Here is a 22,987-nt window from a genome sequence, read left to right on the forward strand (position 1 = left end):
CAGCTGGGCGAGGTTGCTGGTGACCTCGGCCTGCGCGGAGGCGGGGATCGCGGGCAGACTGCCCTGCACCGCGGGGCAGCTGATCGTGCCCGGCGACGCGGCCGCTCCGCCGTTGTCGTCGGACGTCTCCCCGGCGAGGGCGGAACCTGCGATCACCGCTCCGGACAACGCCACCGCGGCGGCGCCGCCGATGATCGCGACGCGGCGCTTGTGGTACTTCGGAAGGGCCCTGGACATGGGAATGCCTCACTTGGGTCAGGGGTGGGTGTACAGAAGCGGCGCCGGCGTTCGCGAGGGAATACGGGCAAGCGGTTTCTCACGTTCAACGGGAGCGGGATTTACTTGACGAGGTCTCCGCGCCGCGTCTTGGATTGACGAATCATGCAGAGCTCTGCATACTCATGCATGACAGCGGATGTGCGGTACGGACAACCCGGTAAGCCGGTACGGCCGGTACGCCGGTACGCGGGCATGTGCGGGCTGTCCCGGGCCGGTCGCGCGGTTCCCCGCGCCTCTGGAGGGCGCGGTCGTGCATCGGCGGTCGCACACCAACGGTCTTGTCGTACATCAGCGGTCTTGTCGTACATCAACGGTCTTGAGGAGCGCAGCGAGTGAGCAGCAACAGCGGTGACGTACGGCTCTGGGGCGGCCGGTTCGCCGACGGTCCCGCCGAGGCCCTGGCGAAGCTGTCCGCGTCCGTCCACTTCGACTGGCGGCTGGCGCCCTACGACATCGCCGGTTCGCGGGCCCACGCGCGTGTGCTGCACAAGGCGCACCTCCTCGACGACGACGAGCTGGAGCGCATGCTCGTGGGGCTCGACCGGCTGGAGGCCGCCGTCGCCGACGGCTCCTTCGTCGGCACCGTCGCCGACGAGGACGTCCACACCGCCCTGGAGCGCGGCCTCCTGGAGCAGCTCGGACCGGACCTCGGCGGCAAGCTGCGCGCCGGCCGCTCGCGCAACGACCAGGTGGCCACGCTCTTCCGGATGTACCTGCGGGACCACGCCCGGATCATCGGCGGCCTCATCGCCGAGCTGCAGGACGCGCTGATCGGTCTGGCCGAGGCGCACCCGGACGTCGCGATGCCCGGCCGCACCCACCTCCAGCACGCCCAGCCCGTGCTCTTCGCCCACCATGTGCTGGCCCACGCGCAGGCCCTCTCCCGGGACGCCGAGCGCCTGCGCCAGTGGGACGAGCGGACCGCCGTGTCGCCGTACGGCTCCGGCGCGCTCGCGGGCAGCAGCCTCGGCCTCGACCCGGAGGCCGTCGCCGAGGACCTCGGCTTCGAGGGCGGCAGCGTCGGCAACTCCATCGACGGCACGGCCTCGCGCGACTTCGCCGCAGAGTTCGCCTTCATCACCGCGATGATCGGGGTGAACCTCTCCCGGATCGCCGAGGAGGTCATCATCTGGAACACGAAGGAGTTCTCCTTCGTCACCCTCCACGACGCCTTCTCCACCGGCTCGTCGATCATGCCGCAGAAGAAGAACCCGGACATCGCGGAGCTGGCGCGCGGCAAGAGCGGCCGGCTGATCGGCAACCTCACCGGTCTGATGGCGACCCTCAAGGCGCTGCCCCTCGCCTACAACCGCGACCTCCAGGAGGACAAGGAGCCGGTCTTCGACTCCTGCGACCAGCTGGAGGTCCTGCTGCCGGCCTTCACCGGGATGATGGCCACCCTGACGGTCAACCGCGAGCGCATGGAGGAACTGGCCCCGGCCGGTTTCTCGCTCGCCACCGACATCGCCGAGTGGCTGGTCAAGCAGGGCGTGCCGTTCCGGGTCGCGCACGAGGTCGCGGGCGAGTGCGTGAAGGCCGCCGAGGCCGACGGCGTCGAGCTCGACGGCCTCACCGACGAGCAGTTCGCGAAGATCTCCATCCACCTCACGCCCGAGGTGCGCTCCGTCCTGAACGTGCCGGGCGCGCTCGCGTCCCGCGACGGCCGCGGCGGTACGGCCCCCGGCGCGGTCGCCGTGCAGCTCGCCGAGGTGAAGTCGGACGTGGCGGCGCAGCACGCCTGGGCCACGGCCAGGAGCAGGTGAGCGCGAGCAGGTAGGAGGACGTCCCGAAACCCCTCACGGACCGGACCTCGCTCGTCAAGGCAGCTCCGGCGGGTTCTCAGCAGGAGCCGTTGACGATCGGTTCTCGGGGCGTGCTGTCGGCCGAACCGCCCCGACGCCGGAGCCCTCGGCCCTGCTCCTCAGGCGCCGGACATCAGCATCGAGGTGCAGGCCCCGGGCCGGCGGTCGGCCTCCCGACGAACGTCTGCCCGGGTCAGGTGGTGCTCAGTAGGCACCCACATAGACGGGGGCCGACTCCCTGTTTTCGTCGTCGGCGCTCACCACGTAGAAGAGTCCGCCGGCCCCCGGGACCCGCACCTCCCCGTTGCGGGGGTAGGAGGTGGCAAGGAAGGACCATGCGGACGGGTCGGGGTACCGGGCGTAGACACGGTAGCTCTGGCCCATGTCACCGGAGTGCCCGTCCCACGAGATGAGGACCCCGTTCCCGTCGTGCCGGGCCGTCAACCCGCCGGGTTTCGGCGCGGTGCCCGGCGCGGGCCGCGTGGCGTTCACCGGTCCGGAGACGCCGGAACGCTGCCCCGATGCGTCGACCGCCTCGACGGTGTAGGTGACGGCCACGTCCTGCGGGGCCCGCGGGTCGGTGTAGGCGGTGCCGCGTACTTCGTCCGGCCCGTCCAGGTCCTGCCCGCCCGCGGGCGCCGCCCACACCTCGTAGTGGTCCACGTGGTCCGACGAGGCGTGCCAGCGCACGGTGTTGCCCGCCGTTGTGCCTCGCGCGGTGAGGTCCGCCGGAACGCCGGGCGGCGACGTGTCCGGCGTCTCGATGTACCAGTCGTAGCTGCGCTCCGACTCGTTGCCCGCCTGGTCAACGGCGCGTACGGCGTAGGCGTAGACGTCGCCGGTGGATGGGAGGGGATCGGTCGTGAAGGTCGCCGCCAGGGGTGTGGCGCCGCTGACGAGCGTCCATTCCCCGCTCTCGGCGAGACGCCGGTAGAGCCGGTACCCGGCGAGGTCCGGTTCGGTGTTCGAGTCCCAGCCGACCGTCGTGGTCCGAGTGGCGGGGTCGTACGACGCCTGGAGGCCGGTCGGCGCGGCGGGCGCGGGATCGTCGGCTTGTGCTGCGGGCCGGCCATCGCCGCTCCGAAGGTGTGGCAGCGCGGACGCGGCGGTTGTGGCGGGGCCGAGGAGGAGGGCGGTGCCGAGGACGACCATGACGGCGGCGCCGACGGATCTTCGTAAGGTCATACCGCGTATGACGGCTGGGAACCCGGCACGGTTGTAGTGTCTGGCGCCCCATGGCCTCCTCGACCAGGGGAGGATGGCGCATCTGCGGTGCGCGAAGTGCACCGTGACGGGCGCCCTGCCGCTGGTTTGACGGTCGCGGGTCTCAGGCGTCGAGTCGCGGGTCTCAGGCGTCGATGCGTACCCAGGTACGGCCAGCTCGGAGCCATAGGGTTCCGTCGCGGCCCTGGCCGCACTTCATGGCCACCCGCCCGGGCACCTGCACTCGCTCCTGGCAGATGGCCACGCACACGTCGCCGACCAGCTCCGCGCGGGTCACGGTGGTGCTGCGCTTGTAGTGGTCGCGGCTGGTCAGAACCACCCGCGTGCCGCGCACTGCGAATCCGTCCGGGGCCTTTACCGGGCTGCGATAGCTCGCGACTTCGCCGGTGGTGGGTGTGATCCGGGTGAGGAAGGTTCCTTTGGGGCTATACCAGACCAGCCACACCGACTCGCCCTCCGTGGCGGCCGTGCAACCCTCCAGTGGCCAGTCGGGAAGTCTCCCCTCCGGTGCCCACGTCGCGACACCCCGGGTGTTCCAGCCCGCCAGGCCGGCCCCGGACTCCGGGTGGGTGCCGTAGATGCCCTCGTCACCGTAGGCGGTCCAGATGCCCCCGCTGCGGTCGGTGACCAGGGCTGGGATGTCGTCACCGATGCAGAAGGCACCCTCCGGCCGGCCCTCGGGGGAGTACACGACGGCGTTCTTCCACCAGGCTCCCTCCGCGTCCCGGTGGGTACGGCTCGATGCCAGCAGGAACCGGGAGCCTGGCAGCAGAGCCAGGTGGCTGGGCCGCATGTCGATCCCTTCGACCGGGATACGCCGCTGCTCCTGCCCGGAGGCGATGACCAGCTCTCCGTCGAACGGCGTTTCGGCACGCCATCCGATCCACCCGCGGGGATACTTGTCGCGGCTCAGGTACCGCCGCTGGACCAACATCACGGCGAGTTCGCCGGCCGGTCCCACGGTCCACCACAGCGCCCGCCACCCCGCCTGGACGTCCTCGGGGGACAGCCTCCATGCGACGGGCAACTCGTCGATCGCCATGGGGACTCACCTTCGGGACTCCGGGGCCTACGCCATCCGAAGATCGCCACGTTACAGGTCGGGGCAATCCCTACTCCCGCCGGGGAAGCGAAGACCGGCCCTTCGCACCGCACCCTGCGATGACTGGCGTCAGCTCGTCAGGATGACGGTGGGTCGTGGAGGATCAGACCGGTGCCGGCTATGAAGCCGTCGAGGGTGTGGGGCCGGTACTGGAGGCATTTGAGCCTGTTGCGCACAAGTGTACTGGGAGCCGAGAGCCGACTGCATTCGGGCGGCCCTCACGTCTCAGGACCGAGGCGTTCCCGGCAAGGCGGAGCGCCGTTCCGCGAGCTCGTGGAGCACCCGTTCTGACCTGCGGAGACGGAGTTTCGAACAAGCCCCTCGGTGGGCTGGCGTTCGTCTTGGTCACTGACCGACCGATGTGAGATTTTGGTGGCCTTGAAGGGGGGAGCATGTTCGAGACGGTCTTTCGGAGCGAGGCCGTACCCGCTGCGGAACGGTTCAACTACTGCCGCGAGCACCTCGGGCGGAGAGTCCTGCCGATGGAGCTGTACAGCGATCGCACCGACGCCTTCTGGATGGAACAACGCTTCCTGCAACTCGGCGCCGCTTTCGTGGTGTCGTCGTCCTTCGACCCACTGGTCTTCCGGCGTTCCACGAAAATGATCAAGCAGGCGGATCCGGAGAGCATCCGGCTCGTCCTACCGCTGGACGGCACGTTCCGAAGTCTCGGCCACCACGATCAGGTCACCGTGTGCCGCCCGCGGGAGCTGATTCTCTTGGACTCCTCCCGTCCCTTCGAGTTCCGCAGCGCCCCACATCGGTCCGTCATCGTGGGCATCGAGATATCCAAGGCGTTGATCTCGCTGCCCCGGTCCAAGACCGACCAGGTGATGGAGCGGACCATGCCAGGAGGTGAGGGAATCGGTGCCCTGCTGGCGGGCTTCGCGACCCAATTGGCCTCCTGTGACACCTCCCAGTACGCGTCCTTCGACGGCCTCCGGCTCGAATCCGTGGTCGCCGACCTGGTCACGGCTCTCCTCGCCCGCGCCAACGACGCCGATGACCTCCTGTCACCCGAGACACACCAACGCACTCTGACGCTGCGCATCCGGGCTTTCATCCAGCACAACCTGCATGATCCGGAACTGACGCCCTCGGTCATCGCCGCCGCACACCACATTTCCGTCAGCCACTTGCACCGCATCTTCCGGGACTTCCGGCAAGAAGGCGTCACTGTCGCGGCCTGGATCCGAAGCCAGCGCCTCAAACGCGCCCGCCGCGACCTCGCCGACCCGGCACTGCGGGACGTCTCCGTCCACCGCCTCGCCACCCGTTGGGGCTTCACCCACCACGCCACGTTCACCCGCGCCTTCCGCGTCACGTACGGACTGACGCCGCAGGACTACCGACGACAGGAACTGGACCTCTGACCCCGCCTGGCCCAGCGCTGCCCAGCCCTGGCGTGCACGGACCGTGCACGGGTGGGTGAGGACACGGATCGTCAAAGGGCGGAGATACGAGGTCAAGGACTCCGCGTCGCATTTCCCTCACTCTGGGAACGCCCGTCACCGCCCGTGGTCCGTCAGCTCGGCGGACCTGGGAGCGAACGGGGAACCTCCTGGGAGGGAATGGCATATGAACGACATGGAACGTGGTCTCCTGAAGCCACCGGCCCCGCAGCGCGGCAGTAGGCAATTACTCCGCACGCTGTTCGCGGTGCTGGCCGCCCTGCTGCTCCTCGGAGGGGCAACCACCGGCGCGGGAGCCGCAAGCGGCATCGGCCACAGCTCTGGCCCCGGTCTGTGCCTGCAGGAGCTCGACGGAAGCATCCGCTGCTACGACAGTGAGGCCGCGGCCCTCGCGGCCTCCGGGGCGGTCGGCGAGGGCGTGACCGACGCAGTCGCCCCTATGTCCTTGAGTGACTGCGCGCCGGGCCGGTTCTGCATCTGGGCATGGCCCAACTACGACTCCGACGGCCTGTGGCGCTGGCGCATCGGTGCCGGCACCTGGCAGTTGCAGGAGGGCGACATCATGAACGAGGGATCGAGCGCCTACAACCATCGCTCCGGCACCGTCTGGATGATCGACAGCGCCTGCCCGGACTATGTGCTCGTCGCCGAACCGGGCAGCGTCGAATCCGACTTCAGCGACCTTCCCCGATCCTGCGGAGGCACCTGGAACAACCGGGTCGACAAGGTCCGACTCTTCTGACGAAAGCAGTGCCTCCCACCGCTCGGAGGCAAGCGTAGGCACCGGCCCGTGCTCTGCCCTGCTGATCCCGCCGCAGGGCAGAGCGCTGCAGGAGTCGCGTCACAGTTCGGGCATCCGTGACGTTCTACCGCCGGTGCGGCCCGATCGGGCGTGGGATCCATCCGGGAAGTCCCTCACAGGGGTGACGGCGTGTCACCTGTCCGCCGGAGCCCGGCGGCCGTGGTCCCTGACCGACCGCTCGATCGTGTAGGCGGACGCGGTGAACGCCTCGATCTGCTCCGCCGTCAGGTCGCGCACGGAGATCTCCTCCAGCTTTCGCCACATGTCGGCGATGGGCCCGCGCAGGGCGCGGCCGGCGTCGGTGAGGTGGACGACCATGACGCGCCGGTCGTGTGCGGCGGGTTCCCGGGTGAGGAGCCCGGCGTCCTGCATGCGGCGCAGCGCCTTGGAGACGGTGGAGTGGTCGAGGCCGACGCTCTCCAGCAGTTCGGACTGGGTCTGGCCGTCGCGGTCGTAGAGCTGCATCAGCAGCAGCTCCTGTCCCGGGTGCAGGTTCATGGCGCGCAGCATGGCGGCGGCGTGGCCGCGGTGGGCGCGGGCGAGCTGGAAGACGGCGTAGCTGAGCTGTCCGTCGAGTGCCGCACTCGGAGGGCTGGGCACGGGCTCGGTCATCACTGCTCCTCGGACGGGGTGGAGAGGGGTGTTCGGCGGCCTCCGGAGCGTATCCGGTCGGCCGGGACGCGATCGGTCGGGGCGCGGGGCAGGGTCGGCTGAGGCGCGGGGCGCGGCCGGTCGGCGCCCGCCGCCGCGGCGGGCGTGCCGCCGGTGTCCGGGCCCACCTGCTGGAACACCGTACGAGCCGGGCTCCCGGGCGTCCTGCCCGTGCCACCGGCCAGGACGGCGGGTGGAGACCGCGCGCCCGTACGCACCGCGGCGCGGGCCGGGGCGGCGGGTCGGGGTGCCCGTCCGCGCCGCGGGTCATCGGGTTACGTTGAGGCGGAGCCGAACCGCAGCCGACCGACGGAGCCCGCGATGCCCTTCGCCCGACTGGCCACAGCGACGACCCCCACCTGCCACATCGGCCTGGGCCTCGCCGCAGTCGGCCGCCCCGGCTACATCAACCTCGGCCGGGACCGCGACCTGGGGGAGGACCGCAGCGTGGAGGCGCTGCGCACCCGCACCCATGAACTCCTCGACGCCGCCTACGCCCAGGGGGTGCGCTACTTCGACGCCGCCCGCTCGTACGGCCGCTCGGAGGAGTTCCTGGCCGACTGGCTGAAGGCGCGGCCCGGCGTCGACGACATCGTCGTCGGCAGCAAATGGGGCTACACCTACACGGCCGGGTGGCGCACCGACGCCGAGGCGCACGAGATCAAGGACCACGGCCTCGCCACGTACCTACGGCAGCGCGCCGAGACCGCGGAGCTGCTCGGCGACCGGCTCGACCTCTACCAGATCCACTCGGTGACGCCCGGGAGCCCGGCCCTCACGGACAAGGAGCTGCACGCCGAACTGGCCGAAGCGGCGGCGCGGGGCCTGACCGTCGGCTTCTCCACCAGCGGCCCCGCCCAGGCCGACGCGATCCGGGCCGCGCTCGCCGTGACCGTCGGCTCGGAACCCCTCTTCCGGACCGTCCAGGCCACGTACAACGTCCTGGACACCTCCGCCGGGCCGGCTCTCGCCGAGGCGCACGAAGCAGGACTCACCGTGATCGTCAAGGAGGGCATGGCCAACGGCCGTCTCGCCGGCCCGCACGCACCGGCCGCCGTACGCGCCCTCGCCGACGGCGCGGGCCTCGGCGCCGACGCGGTCGCCCTCGCCTATGTCCTGCGCCGGCCCTGGGCGGGCGTCGTCCTGTCCGGCGCGGCCACCACCGCTCAGCTCGCGTCCAACCTGCATGCCGCGGTGGTCGACCTCGACGACGAGCGGACGGCGCGGCTCGACGCACTGGCCGAGGCGCCGGAAGCGTACTGGGCGCGGCGCGGACGGCTCCCCTGGCACTGACCCCCCCCGGCGGCTCCGGAACCTCCGGAACCTTCGAGACCTTCGGGTCCTCTTCACCTTCGAGTCCTCTTCAGTGCTGCTCCGATGCTGCTCCGACGTGACCTGACCCACTACCGGTGAGCGTCGCACGCCTCTGATGAGACGTTGACGTCTCATTCGGGTTATGGTTGTCTCATGCCCATTGACCGTGAACATGTGCTGCGCAGTGCAGCCGCCCTGCTGACGCGGAGATCCACCGCCACCATGGACGAGGTCGCCAGGGCGGCCGGGATCAGCAGGGCGACCCTGCACCGCCAGTTCGCCGGACGCGACGCCCTCGTACGGGCGCTGGAAGAACTCGGCATCCAGGAGTGCGAGGCCGCGCTGGACGCGGCCCGGCTGGACGAGGGCACCGCCCGGGACGCCGTACGCCGTCTGGTGCGCGAGTTCGAGGGCGCCGCCGGGCTGATCGCCTTCCTCTACACCGAGAACCAGCTGTTCGAGGGGGAGGAGCAGAACGCGGGCTGGGCCCGGGTCGACGCCCGCGTCGCCGCGCTGTTCCGCCGGGGCCAGGAGAGCGGCGAGTTCCGTATCGACCTGACCCCGGCCTGGCTCACCGAGGCCCTCTACGGGCTCTGCGCCTCGGGGGCGTGGGCGGTGAGCGAGGGCCGGGTGGCGGCCAAGGACTTCCAGTACATGATCGTCGAGCTGCTGCTCGGCGGCGCACTACGGAGAGAGGGATCATGACCAGCACGGTGCGGCCGGCGTCCGCGGCGGAGACGGGGAAGCGGCCGGGCCGCTGGCTGGCGCTCGCCGTCCTCGTCCTCGCCGTGCTCCTGGTGGCCGTCGACGCGACCGTCCTCGGCCTCGCGACGCCCTACATCAGCGAGGACCTGAAGCCGTCCGGCACGCAGCTGCTGTGGATCGGTGACGTCTACTCGTTCGTCATCGCCGGTCTGCTCGTCTCCATGGGCAGCCTCGGCGACCGCGTCGGCCGCAAGAAACTGCTCCTGATCGGCTCGGTCGCGTTCGGGCTGACGTCCGTGCTGAACGCCTACGCGAGCACGCCCGAACTGATGATCGTGGCGCGGGCGCTGCTCGGTGTCGCGGGGGCCACGCTGATGCCCGCCACCCTCGCGCTGATCCGCAACCTCTTCCACGACCCGCGCGAACGCAGCCTCGCGATCGGCATCTGGGGCGCCACCGCCTCGGCCGGCACCGCGGTCGGTCCCGTCGTCGGCGGTTTCCTGCTCGAACACTTCTGGTGGGGCTCCGTCTTCCTGATCAACCTCCCCGTGATGGCGGTCCTCGTCCTGGTCGGCGTGAAGCTGCTGCCCGAGTCCCGCAACCCCGAGCCCGGCCCCTGGGACCTCGTCAGCGTCGTGCTCTCCCTGGTCGGCATGATCGGCATCGTGTACGGGATCAAGGAGGCGGCCTCGCACGGCCCGAACGCGGCGGCGGGCGCGGCGGCGCTGCTGGGCGCGGCCGCGCTGTACGGATTCGTACGCCGCCAGCTCACGCTCCCGACCCCGCTGCTGAACATGCGGCTGTTCCGCAACCGGGGCTTCTCCGGAGCGGTGCTCGCCGACCTGCTGACCATCCTCGGCCTGTCCGGAGTGGTCTTCTTCCTGTCGCAGTACCTGCAACTCGTGCAGGGCCGCGGTCCGCTGGAGGCCGGGCTCGCCGAACTGCCCGCGGCGGTGGGGGCGGTGGCGGCGGGACTGGCCGCCGGGACGTTCGCACGCCGGTACTCGGTGCGTGCCGTCGTGGCGGGCGGCCTGGCCGCGATCGGGCTGGCCCTGGGCACCCTCACCGTGCTGAGCCAGTCCACCGGCTATCCGGTGCTCGGCACGGTCCTGCTGGTCGTCGGCGTCGGCGCGGGCTTCTCCTTCACCGTGACCGCGGACGTGATCCTCTCCAGCGTGCCCAAGGAGCAGGCGGGCGCCGCGTCGGCCGTCTCCGAGACGGCGTACGAACTGGGCGCGGCCCTGGGCATCGCCCTGCTCGGCTCGGTCGTCACCGGCGTCTACGCCGGTTTCACGGCCCCCGCGGGCACACCGCGGGACGTGGCCGACGCGGCCCACGAATCCCTCGGCGGAGCGGTGGAGGCGTCGTCGTCCCTGGCGGCCCCCGGACCCCTCCTGGACGCGGCCCGCACGGCCTTCGTCGACGGCGTCGCCCTGGCGGCGGGCCTGGGCGCGGCGGTCCTGCTGGCGGCGTCGGCAGCGGCCTGGCTGCTCCTGCACCACCAGGAACTGGAGAACGAGAACTGACGACGACGACCCATGAGGGGCGCGGGGAACAGCGCGTCCAGCCCGACCCCGACCCCGACCGCGCAGATCGCGCGGGCGGGCAACACGGTGGCCGCCGCGGCGCGGGCGTCGTCGCCCCGGTGGTCCGGGGCGGCGCTGATGGTGGGCAGCGGCCTGTCCAACCAGGTCGGAGCATCGATGGCCGCGTTGGCCTTCCCGGTGCTCGGACCGACGGGAGTGGTGGCGGTTGCGCCAGTGGGTGGCCGCCGTGATGCTGCCGAGCGCCGGCCGGCCGAAGCCGCGTTCCTTCACCGCCGCGCAGTGGCGTCCGGTCCTTGGTCTTGCCGCGGTGTTCGCGACCGTGAACCTCACGCTGTATGCGGCGATCGACCGGACCGGGCTCGGCTTGGCGGTCACTCCGGAGTTCCTCGGCCCGCTCGCTGTGGCGCCGGCGAGCTCCCGCCGCCGTACCGATCTGGCCTGTGCCCTCGCCGCCGCGGCGGGCGTGGTGGTCCTCACCCGCCCCCGGCCCAGCACGGATTATCTCCGGCATCGGCCTGGCCCTGATCGCCGCCGTCTGCTGGGGCTGTCACATCCTGCTCAACCGCACCGTGGGCGAGCGCCTGCCCGGGCTGCAGGGATCGGCCCCGGGATGCCGGTACCTGCTCCGACCGGGCCTTCCGCCACGTCTTCGGCCACGTCTTTGGCCGAGGCGGGGGCAAGCACCGGACGGGCCGCCGCCCAGCCACCCGTCATGACGTGGGCAGAGTGCCCGCCACCGGTGAGGCGTTCAGCCGTCCCACCCCCACCCACCACAAGGTCGGCAGAGAGCCACGTCGAGCTGGACGGACGTCAAGCCCGTCCCCGGGCAAACCCGCATCCGATGACCGGCAGCCGCTCTGTGAAGGGCACGGGGAACTGCGCGACCAGCCACAACGTGGCCCGCAGCCGACAAGCCGACAAGCCGACAAGCCGACGTCCGCCTTCCGACTCCCCCGGAGCGCCGGAAGCAGAAAACCAGCGGAGCTAGGCCGCTTCCTTGGCCTTCGTGGCGTACATGTCCACGTACTCCTGCCCCGACAACCGCATGACCTCGGTCATCACCGAGTCCGTCACGGCCCGCAGCACGTACCGGTCCCGGTCCATGCCCTCGTACCGCGAGAACTCCATCGCCCCACCGAAGCGGACGGTGACCTTCCCGGGACGGGGGAAGCCGGCGCCACCGGGCTGGATCTTGTCCGTGCCGATGATGGCGAACGGGACGACGGGCGCGCCGGTCATCAGCGCGAGCCGGGCGATACCGGTGCGACCGCGGTAGAGCCGGCCGTCGGGGGAGCGGGTGCCCTCCGGGTAGATGCTGAAGACCTTGCCCTCCTCCAGCACCCGGCGGCCGGTCATCAGCGCGGCGACACCGCCGCGGCCGCCGTCCCGGTCGACCGGGATCATGCCGCAGCCGGTGAAGAACCAGGCCATCAGCCGCCCCTTGAAGCCCTTGCCGGTGACGTACTCGTCCTTGCCGATGAAGAAGACCTGCCGGTCGCAGAAGAGCGGCATGATCATCGAGTCGATGAAGGTGAGGTGGTTGCCGGCGAGGATGACCGGGCCCGTGCCCGGAATGTGCTCCGCACCCTCCACCCGTGGGCGGAACATCAGGCGCATGATCGGTCCGAGCACTGCCTTGATGAGCGCGAAGCGGGACAACGGGCCCTCCGGTGTCAAGGGGTGGAATATGAGTCTGTGCAGGTGAGGACGATACTCGCGGGTGGCGGGATCGCGCACATCGGGTTCACCGACCCGATACGCACTGTTGACCCTCGTTTACCTGCGGGAGCGCCTTGTCACCCGGTTGTCACCCGTACGAGACGGTGTGACGAAGTCCGCACGTATGGGCGTCTTCGGGTCTAGTTCCCGACGTCCGCTCCCCAAACTTCCGTTCGCCGCCGACCGCCGACCGCCGACCGCCGACCGCCGACCGCCGACCGCCGACCGCCGACCGGCGACCGGCGACCGGCGACCGGCGACCGGCGGGGACGACGGAAGCCTGGTCCCGCGGCCCGCCCACCCCATGGGACATCCAGCATCACCCACGTGTTCCGTTCGAGGTCTCCCGCCTGTCACCCGGCCGCACCTACGATCGGTCCCGGTTTGACAGGTGCAGGGCAGTATGCGGAGGAGCGCTCATGAGCACGCACGGCACGCAGGAGACGCAGGGGCCCGACGAGGGCCGGGACGGGATCACCCCGGGACGGCGCGCCCTGCTCGGGGCCGCGGTGCTCGGCGCCGGCGGGGCGGTCCTCGGACTGCCGGCCACGGCGAGAGCCGGCGAGAAGCACACGGGCGGGGGCTACCGGAGCCTGCCCAAGCCGACGATCATCGGGCACCGGGGCGCCAGCGGCTACCGCCCGGAGCACACGCTCGGCGCGTACCAGCTGGCCCTCGACATGGGCGCGCACGTCGTCGAGGCGGGCGACCTGGTGCCGACCAGGGACGGTCACCTCGTCTGCCGCCACGAGCCCGAGATCGGCGGGACGACGGACGTGGCCGCCCACCCGGAGTTCGCGGACCGCCGGAGGACCAAGCTCCTCGACGGGGTCTCCACGACCGGTTGGTTCACCGAGGACTTCACGCTCGCGGAGCTGAAGACCCTCCGGGCCAAGGAGCGCATCCCGGCCAACCGCCCGCACAACACGCTCTACGACGGCCGCTGGGAGATCCCCACCTTCGAGGAGGTGCTGCGCTGGCGGGACGAGCAGAGCAGGAAGCGCGGCAGGCAGGTCTGGATCTACCCCGAGCTCAAGCACCCCACCTACTTCCGCAAGCTGGGTCTCGGCCTGGAGGAGCGGGTCGCCAAGGTGCTGCGCAGGCACGGCCTGGACAAGAAGAACTCGCCCGTCATCCTCCAGTCCTTCGAGCCGACCAGCGTCCAGCGTCTCGACAAGCTGGTGGACAACCCGCTCGTGGTGCTCCTCTCCGCGGCCGGTACCCGCCCCTGGGACTTCGTGGAGACGGGTGACCCCCGTACGGTCGCCGACCTGGTGAAGCCGGCCGGCCTGAAGTGGATCGCCTCGTACGCGCAGGGCATCGGGCCGACCCTGGACCTGGTCGTTCCGAAGGACGCGAGCGGCAACCTCACCACGCCCACCACCCTGGTCCGGGACGCGCACGCCGCGGGCCTGATCCTGCACCCGTACACGATGCGCAACGAGAACCCCTTCCTGCCCGCGAACTTCCGCAGGGGGACCGACGCGGACGCCTACGGTGACGCCTTCGGCGCCTTCCGGGCGTATTTCGCGACCGGCATCGACGGCGTCTTCACCGACCACCCGGACACCGGTGTCCTCGCCCGCGAGGACTTCCTCCGCGGCTGACGGGGTTCACGGGCCCGGCGGGGGTCCGCGGGACCGGCAGGCCCGAGAGGGCGGGCCCGTCCGTCAACGGCCGGGCCCGCGGACCCGGTCGGGTGACGGACGGCCGCCCCGGCAACCTCGCGCGGGGCGGCCGCGTCGTGCCGCACATGACCCACGACCTGGTGGCCGCCCTGCGCCCCCTGCTCACCGCGGAGGCGTCGGCCGAGGCGTACGCCTGCGCGACCGAGCCCGCCGACCTGGAGCAGGCCGTCTGGGTGCGCCTCCTGGAACGTCTCGGCGCGGACGGCCCACCCGCCGATCCGGCGGCCTGGCTGCGGGCCGCCGTACGGGCCGAGGCGCGCCGCGCCGGACACATGGCCCACCTCGAACGGCCGTACGCGTCCGAGCCCGTGGACGACACCCGGCCGGGGCCCGAGCGGCTCGCGCTGGGCGCCGACCGCCGCCGCGCCCTGCACTCCGCCGTACGCCGGCTGCCGGGCCGCTGCCCGCGCCTCATCGCGGCCCTGCTCTCCCCGCAGGACCTCACCTACCGGGAAATCGCGGACGAGTTGGGTATCTCACAGGGCAGCCTCGGTCCGGAACGTTCCAGATGCCTTGGATGTCTGCGCCGAATGCTCACGGCGGAGGTTGCGGCGCATGAACCGCGGGGATAGGAGTGAGGGACAACCGGCGGAACAGGTGAGCGGGAGGCATGCACACATGGGCATGAGCGTGACCATCTCGGCGGCTACCGAACAGGACGCCGAACAGATCCTCAAACTGCAGTTCCTCTGCTACCAGAGCGAGGCCGCGCTGTACGGCGACTACAGCATCGAGCCGCTCACCCAGTCCCTCGACTCCCTCAAGGCGGAGCTCGCGGACGGCACGGTCCTGGTGGCCCGGCTCGGCGACGAGGTGGTGGCCTCGGTGCGCGGCGCCGTGGCCACGGACGGCACGGCCCGTATCGACAAGCTCATCGTCCACCCGCGGATGCAGCGGCACGGGCTGGGCGGGCGGCTGCTGGACGCGATCGAGTCCCGGCTCGCCGCGGACGAGGGGGCGAAGAGCTTCCAGCTCTTCACCGGCCACCGCAGTGAGCGCAATCTGCGGCTGTACCGCAAGCACGGGTACGAGGCCGTGGCCACGGAGCGGGTGGACGAGCGGCTCAGCCTGGTGACGCTCGCCAAGGACGCACGGGCCGGCGCGTTCGTCACCAGCGCGTAGGGCGCCGCGCGGGACGCGGCCCTGTGACGCGGTGCGGTTCTGTGACGCGGTGCGGTTCTGGACGTGGTCCTGCGAAGGCGCCCCGTGGAGCGATCCTACGAGGTGGCCGCTCTGCTGCGGCGGAGCCAGAACACGGCCGTGACCGGCAGCAGGACCGGGATGAACAGGTAGCCCATGCCGTAGTCCGACCAGACCGTGGCGTCGGGGAAGGCCGAGGGGTCGGCCAGGGTCCAGGTGCCGACGATCAGGACGCCCGCGAGTTCGGCGGCGCAGCACACCAGCGCCGCCCTGCGGGCCCGCTCGCCGCCCCGGACGAGCGAGTAGGTGATGAAGCCGTACACGAGTCCGGCCACCGCCGACAGCGAGTAGGCGAGCGGCGCCCTGTCGAACTCCGTCGCGATCTGCACGGCCGACCGCGACACCGCGCCGACGACCATCACCCCGTACAGCCACACCAGCAGCATGCCCGGACCGCCGATGAGCCGTGTCCGGCCGGGCTCCGCCATCTCAGCCTCCCCAGATGTCGTAGAGCCGTACCTGCAGCACCGCGAGCACCACGCCGCCCGCGGCGACCGTGATCGAACCCCAGCGGGTGCGCTCCGCCAGCGACATGAAGGCCGCCGCCGGGACACACGCGAGGGCGCCGACGAGGTAGGACACGAAGATCGTCGTGCCCTGCTCCGGCTTCTCGCCGCGGGCCAGCCGGACGACGCCGACCACGAGCTGGACGAGGGCGAGCAGTGTCACCATGGCCATACCGATGAAGTGCCAGTCCTTGGTCGGCTGGTCGCGGTGGGCGGCCCAGCCGCACCAGGCGGCGAGCGCGAGCGCGGCGACGGCGGTCGCGACCGTCAGGGCAACAAGCATGCCGCGACCCTATTACGGCGCAAAAGGCCCGATGCCCCCGGCCCCGGCACGCCCCCGTAGGGTCGTGGGCATGAAGATCCAAGCCGATGCCCTGCTGTTCGACAACGACGGAACGCTCGTCTCGTCCCTGGAATCGGTGGACCGGTGCTGGAGCAGGTGGGCCGGGGAGTACGGGATCACCGCCGAAGAGTTCGCCCGGGTCGAGCTGCACGGCCGTCCCGCCGCCGACATAGTCGCCGACCTGCTGCCGGCCGCCCGGGTGCCCGAAGCGCTCGCACGCATCGAGCAACTGGAGGTCGAGGACGTCGCGGGCGGGGTGCACCTGCTGCCGGGGACGAGGGAGCTCCTCGGCTCCCTGCCCGCCGACCGCTGGGCGGTCGTCACCTCTGCCACGCGGCGCCTCGCCGAGGCCCGCCTCGGCGAGGTCGGCCTCCGTCCGAAGAACCTCGTCGCCGCCGACGACATCACGCGCGGCAAGCCCGACCCCGAGCCGTTCCTGCTCGCCGCCCGGCGGCTCGGGGTGGATCCCGCCCGCTGCGTCGTCTTCGAGGACGCCCCCGCCGGTCTCCAGGCGGGCCGCGCGGCCGGCATGCGGACCGTGGCGCTGACCACGACCCACCGGGCCGCCGAGCTGACCGGGACGGCCGCGGACATCGTGGTCGAGGACCTCTCGGCCGTGTCCGCGCTGGTCACGGACGAGGGAGTGGAGCTCTCCATCAGGGACTGAACGGCGCCCGGACAGAGACCGGCCGACGACCGGCCGACGACCGGGCAAGGGCCGGACGACGGCCGGAAAGCAGCCGGACCGGTGGCCGGAAGTCGGCTGGACGAGGGCCGGGCGCCGACCGGACGACGACCGGAAGCCGACCGGACGACGGTCGGGCAAGGGCCGGGCGCCGGTCGGAAGGCGACCGGACCCGTGACCGGATCCGTGACTGGAAGCCGGCCGGACCGACGGCCGGACCGACGGCCGGAAGCCGACCCGAAGCCGGCCGGGCGGTGTCCACCGCTGTCCGTCATACGGACAGCGGTTCTCCGTCCCATGCATATGTCTGCTTTACTTTTCACATGACCACGACGAGCAACCGCACCCTTGCGACCGAGGCGACCATGACGCCCGGTGCTCGCTGTATGTGTCGAATGTGCGCCTTCTAGAGGGCCCCCGCACCACCCCCGCCTCGCGCCCCGAAGCGAGTCCGCTCACGTCCGCCCGTACGTCCCCGCCGTACGCGACTGAGCCCGCCCCGCGCACGCAGTTCCGCCGAAGCCCGGCTCCTCACGCCACCGTGTGAAGGACTGTGCCGCGTTCCACCGCATGCACCCGTGCCCGGCGCACACCCGCGCCCTGCACTCGACAGTGACGGAAACCCCAGTGATCACGACAACAGGCCTCACCAAGGTCTACCGCTCGCGCGGCCGTGAGATCACCGCCCTGGACGGCGTCGATCTGCACGTCCGCGAGGGAGAGGTGTACGGCGTCATCGGCCAGTCCGGCGCCGGCAAGTCCTCCCTCATCCGCTGCGTCAACCTCCTGGAGCGCCCCACCGCCGGCACCGTGACCGTCGCCGGGCAGGACCTCACGGCCCTCGCCGGACGCGGCCCGCGCGCCGGCAAGGAGCTGCGGAGGGCGCGCAGCCGCATCGGCATGGTCTTCCAGCACTTCAACCTGCTGTCCTCGCGCACGGTCCAGGACAACGTCGAGCTGCCGCTGGAGATCCTCGGCAAGTCGGGCGGGGAACGTTCCCGCAAGGCGCTGGAACTGCTCGACCTGGTCGGTCTCACCGACAAGGCCAAGGCGTACCCGGCCCAGCTCTCCGGCGGCCAGAAGCAGCGCGTAGGCATCGCGCGCGCCCTGGCGGGGGACCCGAAGGTGCTCCTCTCCGACGAGGCGACCAGCGCCCTGGACCCCGAGACGACCCGTTCCATCCTCCAGCTGCTGCGCGACCTGAACCGCCGGCTGGGGCTCACCGTCCTGCTCATCACGCACGAGATGGACGTCGTCAAGACCGTCTGCGACTCGGCCGCGCTGATGGAGAACGGGCGGATCGTCGAGTCCGGCACCGTCGGCGAGCTGCTCGCCACCCCCGGTTCCGAGCTGGCCGCCGCGCTCTTCCCGGTGAGCGGCGACGCCACCGCCGTCGACCGGACCGTCATCGACGTCACCTTCCACGGCGACGCCGCGACCCGCCCCGTCATCTCGCAGCTCTCGCGCACGTACAACATCGACATCTCGATCCTCGGCGCCGCGATGGACACCGTCGGCGGCCGGCAGGTCGGCCGCATGCGCATCGAACTGCCCGGGGGCTACGAGGACAACGTCGTGCCGGTCGGCTTCCTGCGCGAGCAGGGGCTGCAGATCGAACTCGTCGGAGCGGCGGCCGAGGCGTCCGCGCCGGTCAAGGAAGGTGCCAAGTGACCTGGTCCGAGATGTGGCCGCTGCTGGAGCAGGCGTGTTGGGACACCCTCTACATGGTCGGCTGGTCGACGGTCATCGCCGTCGTCGGCGGTCTGCCGCTGGGCATCCTGCTGGTCCTGACCGACCGGGGCGGCCTGCTCCAGAACACCGTGCTGAACAAGGTCATCGGGCAGGTCGTGAACATCGCCCGCTCGATGCCGTTCATCATCCTGATGGTCGCCCTGATGGGTTTCACCCGGTCGATCACCGGCACCACCATCGGTCGTGAGGCCGCCATCGTGCCGCTCGCGATCGGCGCGATCCCGTTCTTCGCGCGCCTGGTCGAGACGGCCGTCCGCGAGGTGGACGGCGGGCTCGTCGAGGCCGTGCAGTCGATGGGCGGCAATACCTGGACCATCGTCCGCAGGGTGCTCGTCCCGGAGTCGCTCCCGTCGCTGATCTCCAGCACCACGACGACGATCGTCGCCCTGATCGGCTACTCCGCGATGGCCGGCACCGTCGGCGCGGGCGGCCTCGGCGACATCGCCATCCGCTACGGCTACCAGCGCTTCGAGACCGAACTGATGTGGATCACCGTCGGCATCCTCGCCGTGGTCATCTCCCTCATCCAGTTCGCCGGCGACTACGCCGCGCGGGGGCTGCACCGGCGCGGCGGCCGGTCGGGGGCCGCACCGCGGCTCAGGCTGCTGAAGAGCAGGGCCCCGGCGAACTCCGGCTCCCGGACGTCCGGCGGTACCGGTTCCGCGGCCGCCGCCGACCCCGATGGCACCGGTTCCGCGGACACCGGTGCCACGGGCGCCGACCCCGTGGACACCTCCGCCGAGGCGCCGTCCGCGGCCGGTGCCGGCAAGGTCGCCTGAGGCCCCGCCACCGCCCCGCCCCGCACCGCTGTCCCCCTCCCCGGTACGTCCCACCCCACCACAGATGTCCCCGCACACCCTTCGCGGGACAACCAGTCCATGAGGAAAGGCACTTTTCGTGCGTAACACCGCAAAGCTCACCACCGCTGTTCTGGCCGTCGGCGCCCTCACCCTGGGCCTCACCGCCTGCGGCTCGGAGGAGGACACCGGCTCCGACACGAGCGGGCCGCTGATCGTCGCCGCCAGCCCGGTTCCCCACGCCGAGATCCTCACCTACGTGAAGGACAACCTGGCGAAGGACGCGGGGCTCGACCTCCAGGTCAAGGAGTTCACGGACTACGTCCTGCCGAACACCGCGACCGAGGACGGCTCGGTCGGCGCCAACTACTTCCAGAACCAGCCGTACCTCGACGACTTCAACAAGAAGAACGGCACCCACATCGCCCCCGTCGTCACGGTGCACCTGGAGCCGCTCGGCCTCTACTCCAACAAGATCAAGAAGGCCGACGAGCTGAAGAGCGGCGCGACGGTCGCCGTCCCGAACGACACGGTCAACGAGGCGCGGGCGCTCAAGCTCCTCGACGCGAACGGGATCATCACGCTCAAGGAGGGCGCGGGCAACGACGCGACCCCGAAGGACATCGCGAAGAACCCGAAGAACCTCAAGTTCAAGGAGCTGGAGGCGGCCCAGACCCCGCGCTCCCTGGACGACGTCGACGCGGCGGTGATCAACGGCAACTACGCCATCGAGTCCGACCTGAAGCCGGCCGACGACGCCCTGGTCCTGGAGTCCGCCGACGACAACCCCTACGGCAACTTCCTCGCCGTCAAGGAGGGCAACGAGGACGACCCGCGCGTCAAGAAGCTCGCGAAGCTCCTGACCTCCGCCGAGGTCAAGAAGTTCATCGAGGACAAGTACGCCGGATCCGTCATCGCGTCCTTCTGACGTCGTAGCCCCCGGCCCTTCTCCGGTTCTCCCGCTCTTCCGTCATGCGCTCCGGACGCCGGGAAGGATCCGCTTTCCCGCCGGCCGGCGCCCCCGGCTGCACCATGGTGTCGACTCGTCGACAAGGACCCCGTCCCGTGGTGCAGTCCGGGGGCCTCATGCTGCATGCTGGGCAGTTCAGCTGGCCCGACGGTCCCTGATGGTTACGGAGCGGCGTATGACGAACACCTTCCCCGACATCTCCCTGAACACGGAGCGGTTGGTGCTGCGCCCTCTTGAGGACGACGACATTCCCGCCTTCACGGAGATGATGAACGACGAGCAGGTGGCCGCCTGGACGTCCGTGCCGCAGCCCTTCACCGAGGCCGCCGCCCGCACCTGGATCGACGAGTACGCCCCCGCCGAGCGCACGTCGGGCCGCGGGCTCGATCTCGCCGTCACCGAGTTCCTCACCCAGCGCCTGGTCGGCCTCGTCCAGCTCGGCAACACGGATTGGCACGTCCGCTCCACGGAACTCTCGTACATCATCGCCCCCTGGGCGCGCGGCGAGGGCTACGCGTCCGAGGCGTCGCTCGCCACCGCCCAATGGCTGTTCAACGACCAGAAGTTCGAGCGCCTCGAACTGCGCACCGCGGCCGACAACACCGCCTCCCAGCAGGTCGCGCAGAAGATCGGCTGCATCAGCGAGGGCGTCCTGCGCGGTGCCTGCATAGCGCGCACCCGCACCGAGGACGGACGCTGGGAGGACCTGCGCACCGACTTCATCGTGTGGGGCCTGCTCCCCGAGGACATCGAGGGCATCGCCGAGCAGCTCGCCGACACCGGTGGTTTCACCTCGTACTCCGACTGGAACTGATCCGGCAGGGGTCCTCACCCGCCCGCCCCGCTCCACCCCCGCCGGTGTCCCCGGACGTCACAGGGTACGCTCGCGGGGCTCCGCACGCCCGCCCGGTGACCGCACACCCACCTGACGACCTGCGACGACTCCAGGAGACTGACGACGATGGCCGACCGGGTCACGGTGATCGGCTGGGACGGCTCGCCGCTGACCGACGCGGCGCGCTCCGCTCTCGCCGCCGCCACGCTGGTGGCGGGTGCGGGACATCATCTGACCCTCCCCGAGGTGCCACCCGCCGCCGAACGCGTCCGGCTCGGCAGCGTCGCCCTCGCGGCCCGCCGCGTCGCCGCCCACCGCGGCACGGCGGTCGTCCTCGCCGACGGCGACCCCGCCTTCTTCGGCGTCGTACGCACCCTGCGCGCACCCGAGTTCGGCCTGGAGGTCGAGGTCGTCCCCGCGGTCTCGTCCGTGGCCGCCGCCTTCGCCCGGGCCGGGATGCCCTGGGACGACGCGCAGGTGGTCGTCGCCCACCGGCGCACCCTGCGCCGCGCGGTGAACGTGTGCCGGGCCCACCACAAGGTCGCCGTCCTCACCTCGCCGGGGGCCGGCCCCGCCGAACTGGGCCTCCTCCTCGAAGGGGTCCACCGCACCTTCGTCATCTGCGAGGAACTCGGCACCGAGCGCGAGCGGGTCTCGGTCCTCACCTCCGACAAGGTCGCCGACCACACCTGGCGCGACCCGAACGTCGTCATCGTCATGGGCGGCCCGGTCACCTCCTCCGAGGACGGCGGCTGGATCGCCGGACGCGGCCCCGGCACCGGCCCGCGCGGCTGGGCGCTGCCCGGCGACGTGTACGGCGGCGAACTCGGCGAGGGCGAGACCGAGGTGCTGCGCGCCGCGCAACTCGCCCGGCTGGGGCCGCGGACCGGCGACCTCCTCTGGGACATCGGCTCCGGCAGCGGGGCCTTCGCCACGGAGGCCGCGCGCTGCGGCGCCGCCGTCATCGCCGTCGACCGGGACGCGGACGCCTGTGCCCGCACCATGGCCACCGCCCGCCGTTTCGGTGTCCAGCTCCAGATCACCCACGGCACCGCACCGCACGTCCTGGAGAACCTTCCCGAACCGGACGTCGTACGGGTCGGGGGCGGCGGTGCCGCGGTGGTCTCCGCCGTCGCCGACCGGCGCCCCGAGCGGATCGTCACGCACGCCGCGACCCGCGACGCCGCCGAACTCATCGGCAGGGACCTGACGGAGCACGGCTACCGGGTCGAGTGCGCCCTCCTGCAGTCCGTCGAACTGGACACCCGCGCCTGGACGGAGAAGGAGCGCAGCGTCGCCTTCCTCCTCTCGGCCGAACGCGAGCGGCGCGAAGCGTCCCGCTGACGCGCGGCGGCCGACGGCGCGCGAGTCGTGGTGCGCGGGTCACGGTGTGCGTGCATCTTGTGATCCTGTTGTCGTACCGCGCGCGGTAGGCTGGCCGATCGTTGTACTGCAATCGGGTTGTCCGGTGTTTCATCGGTCAATGCCCGCAAAACGCACTCATTTTGCGGTGCGTGTGGTACGGCAGAACCGGAGGACGCGCAAAGTGGCGCAGTCCACAGCGGGCCGTGACGGATCACCCTGTCGCGGTGGCGGGACGACCGCGACAATGCCAGTTAATGGCTTTGTCGACCGGCCGTTCGTGCCGCCCGGC

Annotated in this window: 21 protein-coding genes and 3 pseudogenes; 16 read left to right on the forward strand and 8 right to left on the reverse strand. The window is 71.2% G+C overall.

All coding sequences use genetic code 11. The features are described from left to right. Positions 1-237, reverse strand: a pseudogene (locus KM933_RS31755) (hypothetical protein); the annotation flags it as partial. Between the two features lie 374 nt (positions 238-611). Between KM933_RS31755 and argH the strand changes: the two are divergent. Beyond that, positions 612-2,042: an argininosuccinate lyase gene (gene argH, locus KM933_RS31760; protein ID WP_221358702.1), complete on the forward strand. Its 1,431-nt coding sequence runs from the start codon at positions 612-614 to the stop codon at positions 2,040-2,042. A 243-nt stretch (positions 2,043-2,285) separates the two neighbouring features. Here argH and KM933_RS31765 read toward each other — a convergent pair whose 3' ends face one another. From KM933_RS31765 to KM933_RS40400, 3 genes and pseudogenes are all read right to left on the reverse strand, one after another. Continuing rightward, positions 2,286-3,266 (reverse strand): fibronectin type III domain-containing protein, encoded by a 981-nt coding sequence (locus tag KM933_RS31765; RefSeq protein ID WP_221358704.1) that lies wholly within the window; start codon positions 3,264-3,266, stop codon positions 2,286-2,288. Positions 3,267-3,429: 163 nt separating this feature from the next. Then, entirely contained in the window at positions 3,430-4,347 is a 918-nt protein-coding gene (locus KM933_RS31770; RefSeq protein ID WP_221358706.1) for a hypothetical protein, read from the reverse strand. A 137-nt stretch (positions 4,348-4,484) separates the two neighbouring features. Next, a pseudogene (locus KM933_RS40400) lies at positions 4,485-4,586 on the reverse strand (transposase); the annotation flags it as partial. Positions 4,587-4,799: 213 nt separating this feature from the next. Here KM933_RS40400 and KM933_RS31775 point away from each other — a divergent pair. Both KM933_RS31775 and KM933_RS31780 read left to right on the forward strand, forming a co-directional pair. Continuing rightward, on the forward strand, positions 4,800-5,780 hold the full coding sequence (locus KM933_RS31775) for a helix-turn-helix domain-containing protein (RefSeq protein WP_221358708.1): 981 nt from the start codon (positions 4,800-4,802) through the stop codon (positions 5,778-5,780). A gap of 205 nt (positions 5,781-5,985) precedes the next feature. Then, complete coding sequence (locus KM933_RS31780; RefSeq protein WP_221358710.1) at positions 5,986-6,561, forward strand: peptidase inhibitor family I36 protein; 576 nt, start codon at positions 5,986-5,988, stop codon at positions 6,559-6,561. A gap of 192 nt (positions 6,562-6,753) precedes the next feature. Here the strand turns inward: KM933_RS31780 and KM933_RS31785 are convergent, their stop codons facing one another. Further along, on the reverse strand, positions 6,754-7,233 hold the full coding sequence (locus KM933_RS31785; protein ID WP_221358712.1) for a MarR family winged helix-turn-helix transcriptional regulator: 480 nt from the start codon (positions 7,231-7,233) through the stop codon (positions 6,754-6,756). A gap of 360 nt (positions 7,234-7,593) precedes the next feature. On the opposite strand from KM933_RS31785, the gene KM933_RS31790 reads away from it, so the two are divergent. The 4 genes and pseudogenes from KM933_RS31790 to KM933_RS39865 form a co-directional block, all read left to right on the forward strand. Continuing rightward, positions 7,594-8,565, forward strand: coding sequence for an aldo/keto reductase (locus KM933_RS31790; RefSeq protein WP_221358714.1), 972 nt, complete (start codon positions 7,594-7,596; stop codon positions 8,563-8,565). Positions 8,566-8,739: 174 nt separating this feature from the next. Next, complete coding sequence (locus tag KM933_RS31795) at positions 8,740-9,291, forward strand: TetR/AcrR family transcriptional regulator (protein ID WP_221358716.1); 552 nt, start codon at positions 8,740-8,742, stop codon at positions 9,289-9,291. Next, positions 9,288-10,817, forward strand: coding sequence for an MFS transporter (locus tag KM933_RS31800; protein WP_221358718.1), 1,530 nt, complete (start codon positions 9,288-9,290; stop codon positions 10,815-10,817). Before KM933_RS31795 ends, KM933_RS31800 begins: the two co-directional genes overlap by 4 nt. 138 nt (positions 10,818-10,955) lie before the next feature. Beyond that, positions 10,956-11,443 (forward strand): annotated as a pseudogene (locus KM933_RS39865) (EamA family transporter); the annotation flags it as partial. 379 nt (positions 11,444-11,822) lie between these two features. Here KM933_RS39865 and KM933_RS31805 read toward each other — a convergent pair. Beyond that, positions 11,823-12,515 (reverse strand): lysophospholipid acyltransferase family protein, encoded by a 693-nt coding sequence (locus tag KM933_RS31805; protein WP_221358728.1) that lies wholly within the window; start codon positions 12,513-12,515, stop codon positions 11,823-11,825. A 461-nt stretch (positions 12,516-12,976) separates the two neighbouring features. Here KM933_RS31805 and KM933_RS31810 point away from each other — a divergent pair, with 461 nt between their 5' ends. From KM933_RS31810 to KM933_RS31820, 3 genes are all read left to right on the forward strand, one after another. Next, the gene (locus KM933_RS31810; protein ID WP_221358730.1) at positions 12,977-14,164 is read left to right on the forward strand and encodes a glycerophosphodiester phosphodiesterase; all 1,188 of its coding nucleotides are present in this window, start codon (positions 12,977-12,979) and stop codon (positions 14,162-14,164) included. A gap of 146 nt (positions 14,165-14,310) precedes the next feature. Then, a complete protein-coding gene (locus KM933_RS31815; RefSeq protein ID WP_221358818.1) occupies positions 14,311-14,817 on the forward strand; it encodes a sigma-70 family RNA polymerase sigma factor in 507 nt (168 codons plus the stop codon). Between the two features lie 46 nt (positions 14,818-14,863). Then, complete coding sequence (locus KM933_RS31820; RefSeq protein ID WP_221358732.1) at positions 14,864-15,367, forward strand: GNAT family N-acetyltransferase; 504 nt, start codon at positions 14,864-14,866, stop codon at positions 15,365-15,367. Positions 15,368-15,462: 95 nt separating this feature from the next. On the opposite strand, the gene KM933_RS31825 is transcribed toward KM933_RS31820, so the two are convergent. Next, entirely contained in the window at positions 15,463-15,873 is a 411-nt protein-coding gene (locus tag KM933_RS31825) for a hypothetical protein (RefSeq protein WP_221358734.1), read from the reverse strand. A gap of 1 nt (position 15,874) precedes the next feature. Then, on the reverse strand, positions 15,875-16,234 hold the full coding sequence (locus KM933_RS31830) for a hypothetical protein (RefSeq protein WP_221358736.1): 360 nt from the start codon (positions 16,232-16,234) through the stop codon (positions 15,875-15,877). A gap of 70 nt (positions 16,235-16,304) precedes the next feature. Here KM933_RS31830 and KM933_RS31835 point away from each other — a divergent pair, with 70 nt between their 5' ends. From KM933_RS31835 to cbiE, 6 genes are all read left to right on the forward strand, one after another. Continuing rightward, a complete protein-coding gene (locus KM933_RS31835; protein ID WP_221358738.1) occupies positions 16,305-16,961 on the forward strand; it encodes an HAD family hydrolase in 657 nt (218 codons plus the stop codon). Positions 16,962-17,606: 645 nt separating this feature from the next. Further along, positions 17,607-18,650, forward strand: a complete 1,044-nt coding sequence (locus KM933_RS31840; RefSeq protein ID WP_221358740.1) for a methionine ABC transporter ATP-binding protein — start codon at positions 17,607-17,609, stop codon at positions 18,648-18,650. Then, on the forward strand, positions 18,647-19,510 hold the full coding sequence (locus KM933_RS31845) for a methionine ABC transporter permease (RefSeq protein WP_308013605.1): 864 nt from the start codon (positions 18,647-18,649) through the stop codon (positions 19,508-19,510). The genes KM933_RS31840 and KM933_RS31845 overlap by 4 nt, the downstream gene beginning before the upstream one ends. A 118-nt stretch (positions 19,511-19,628) precedes the next feature. Continuing rightward, complete coding sequence (locus KM933_RS31850; RefSeq protein WP_221358742.1) at positions 19,629-20,456, forward strand: MetQ/NlpA family ABC transporter substrate-binding protein; 828 nt, start codon at positions 19,629-19,631, stop codon at positions 20,454-20,456. A 217-nt stretch (positions 20,457-20,673) separates the two neighbouring features. After that, the gene (locus tag KM933_RS31855) at positions 20,674-21,312 is read left to right on the forward strand and encodes a GNAT family N-acetyltransferase (protein ID WP_221358744.1); all 639 of its coding nucleotides are present in this window, start codon (positions 20,674-20,676) and stop codon (positions 21,310-21,312) included. A gap of 147 nt (positions 21,313-21,459) precedes the next feature. Continuing rightward, entirely contained in the window at positions 21,460-22,677 is a 1,218-nt protein-coding gene (gene cbiE / locus KM933_RS31860) for a precorrin-6y C5,15-methyltransferase (decarboxylating) subunit CbiE (protein ID WP_221358746.1), read from the forward strand. The last annotated feature ends 310 nt before the right edge of the window (positions 22,678-22,987 follow it).

Origin of the sequence: Streptomyces beigongshangae (assembly GCF_019710745.1) — a bacterium.
GTDB lineage: Bacteria > Actinomycetota > Actinomycetes > Streptomycetales > Streptomycetaceae > Streptomyces > Streptomyces beigongshangae.

Coding starts and splice junctions, on each gene's coding strand:
- KM933_RS31795 (WP_221358716.1), top strand. CDS start 8,740: ATGCCCATTGACCGTGAACATGTGCTGCGCAGTGCAGCCGCCCTGCTG.
- KM933_RS31810 (WP_221358730.1), top strand. CDS start 12,977: ATGAGCACGCACGGCACGCAGGAGACGCAGGGGCCCGACGAGGGCCGG.
- cbiE (WP_221358746.1), top strand. CDS start 21,460: ATGGCCGACCGGGTCACGGTGATCGGCTGGGACGGCTCGCCGCTGACC.
- KM933_RS31815 (WP_221358818.1), top strand. CDS start 14,311: ATGACCCACGACCTGGTGGCCGCCCTGCGCCCCCTGCTCACCGCGGAG.
- KM933_RS31800 (WP_221358718.1), top strand. CDS start 9,288: ATGACCAGCACGGTGCGGCCGGCGTCCGCGGCGGAGACGGGGAAGCGG.
- KM933_RS31790 (WP_221358714.1), top strand. CDS start 7,594: ATGCCCTTCGCCCGACTGGCCACAGCGACGACCCCCACCTGCCACATC.
- KM933_RS31825 (WP_221358734.1), bottom strand. CDS start 15,873: ATGGCGGAGCCCGGCCGGACACGGCTCATCGGCGGTCCGGGCATGCTG.
- KM933_RS31820 (WP_221358732.1), top strand. CDS start 14,864: ATGGGCATGAGCGTGACCATCTCGGCGGCTACCGAACAGGACGCCGAA.
- KM933_RS31775 (WP_221358708.1), top strand. CDS start 4,800: ATGTTCGAGACGGTCTTTCGGAGCGAGGCCGTACCCGCTGCGGAACGG.
- KM933_RS31765 (WP_221358704.1), bottom strand. CDS start 3,266: ATGACCTTACGAAGATCCGTCGGCGCCGCCGTCATGGTCGTCCTCGGC.
- KM933_RS31785 (WP_221358712.1), bottom strand. CDS start 7,233: ATGACCGAGCCCGTGCCCAGCCCTCCGAGTGCGGCACTCGACGGACAG.
- KM933_RS31770 (WP_221358706.1), bottom strand. CDS start 4,347: ATGGCGATCGACGAGTTGCCCGTCGCATGGAGGCTGTCCCCCGAGGAC.
- KM933_RS31780 (WP_221358710.1), top strand. CDS start 5,986: ATGAACGACATGGAACGTGGTCTCCTGAAGCCACCGGCCCCGCAGCGC.
- KM933_RS31830 (WP_221358736.1), bottom strand. CDS start 16,234: ATGCTTGTTGCCCTGACGGTCGCGACCGCCGTCGCCGCGCTCGCGCTC.
- KM933_RS31855 (WP_221358744.1), top strand. CDS start 20,674: ATGACGAACACCTTCCCCGACATCTCCCTGAACACGGAGCGGTTGGTG.
- KM933_RS31835 (WP_221358738.1), top strand. CDS start 16,305: ATGAAGATCCAAGCCGATGCCCTGCTGTTCGACAACGACGGAACGCTC.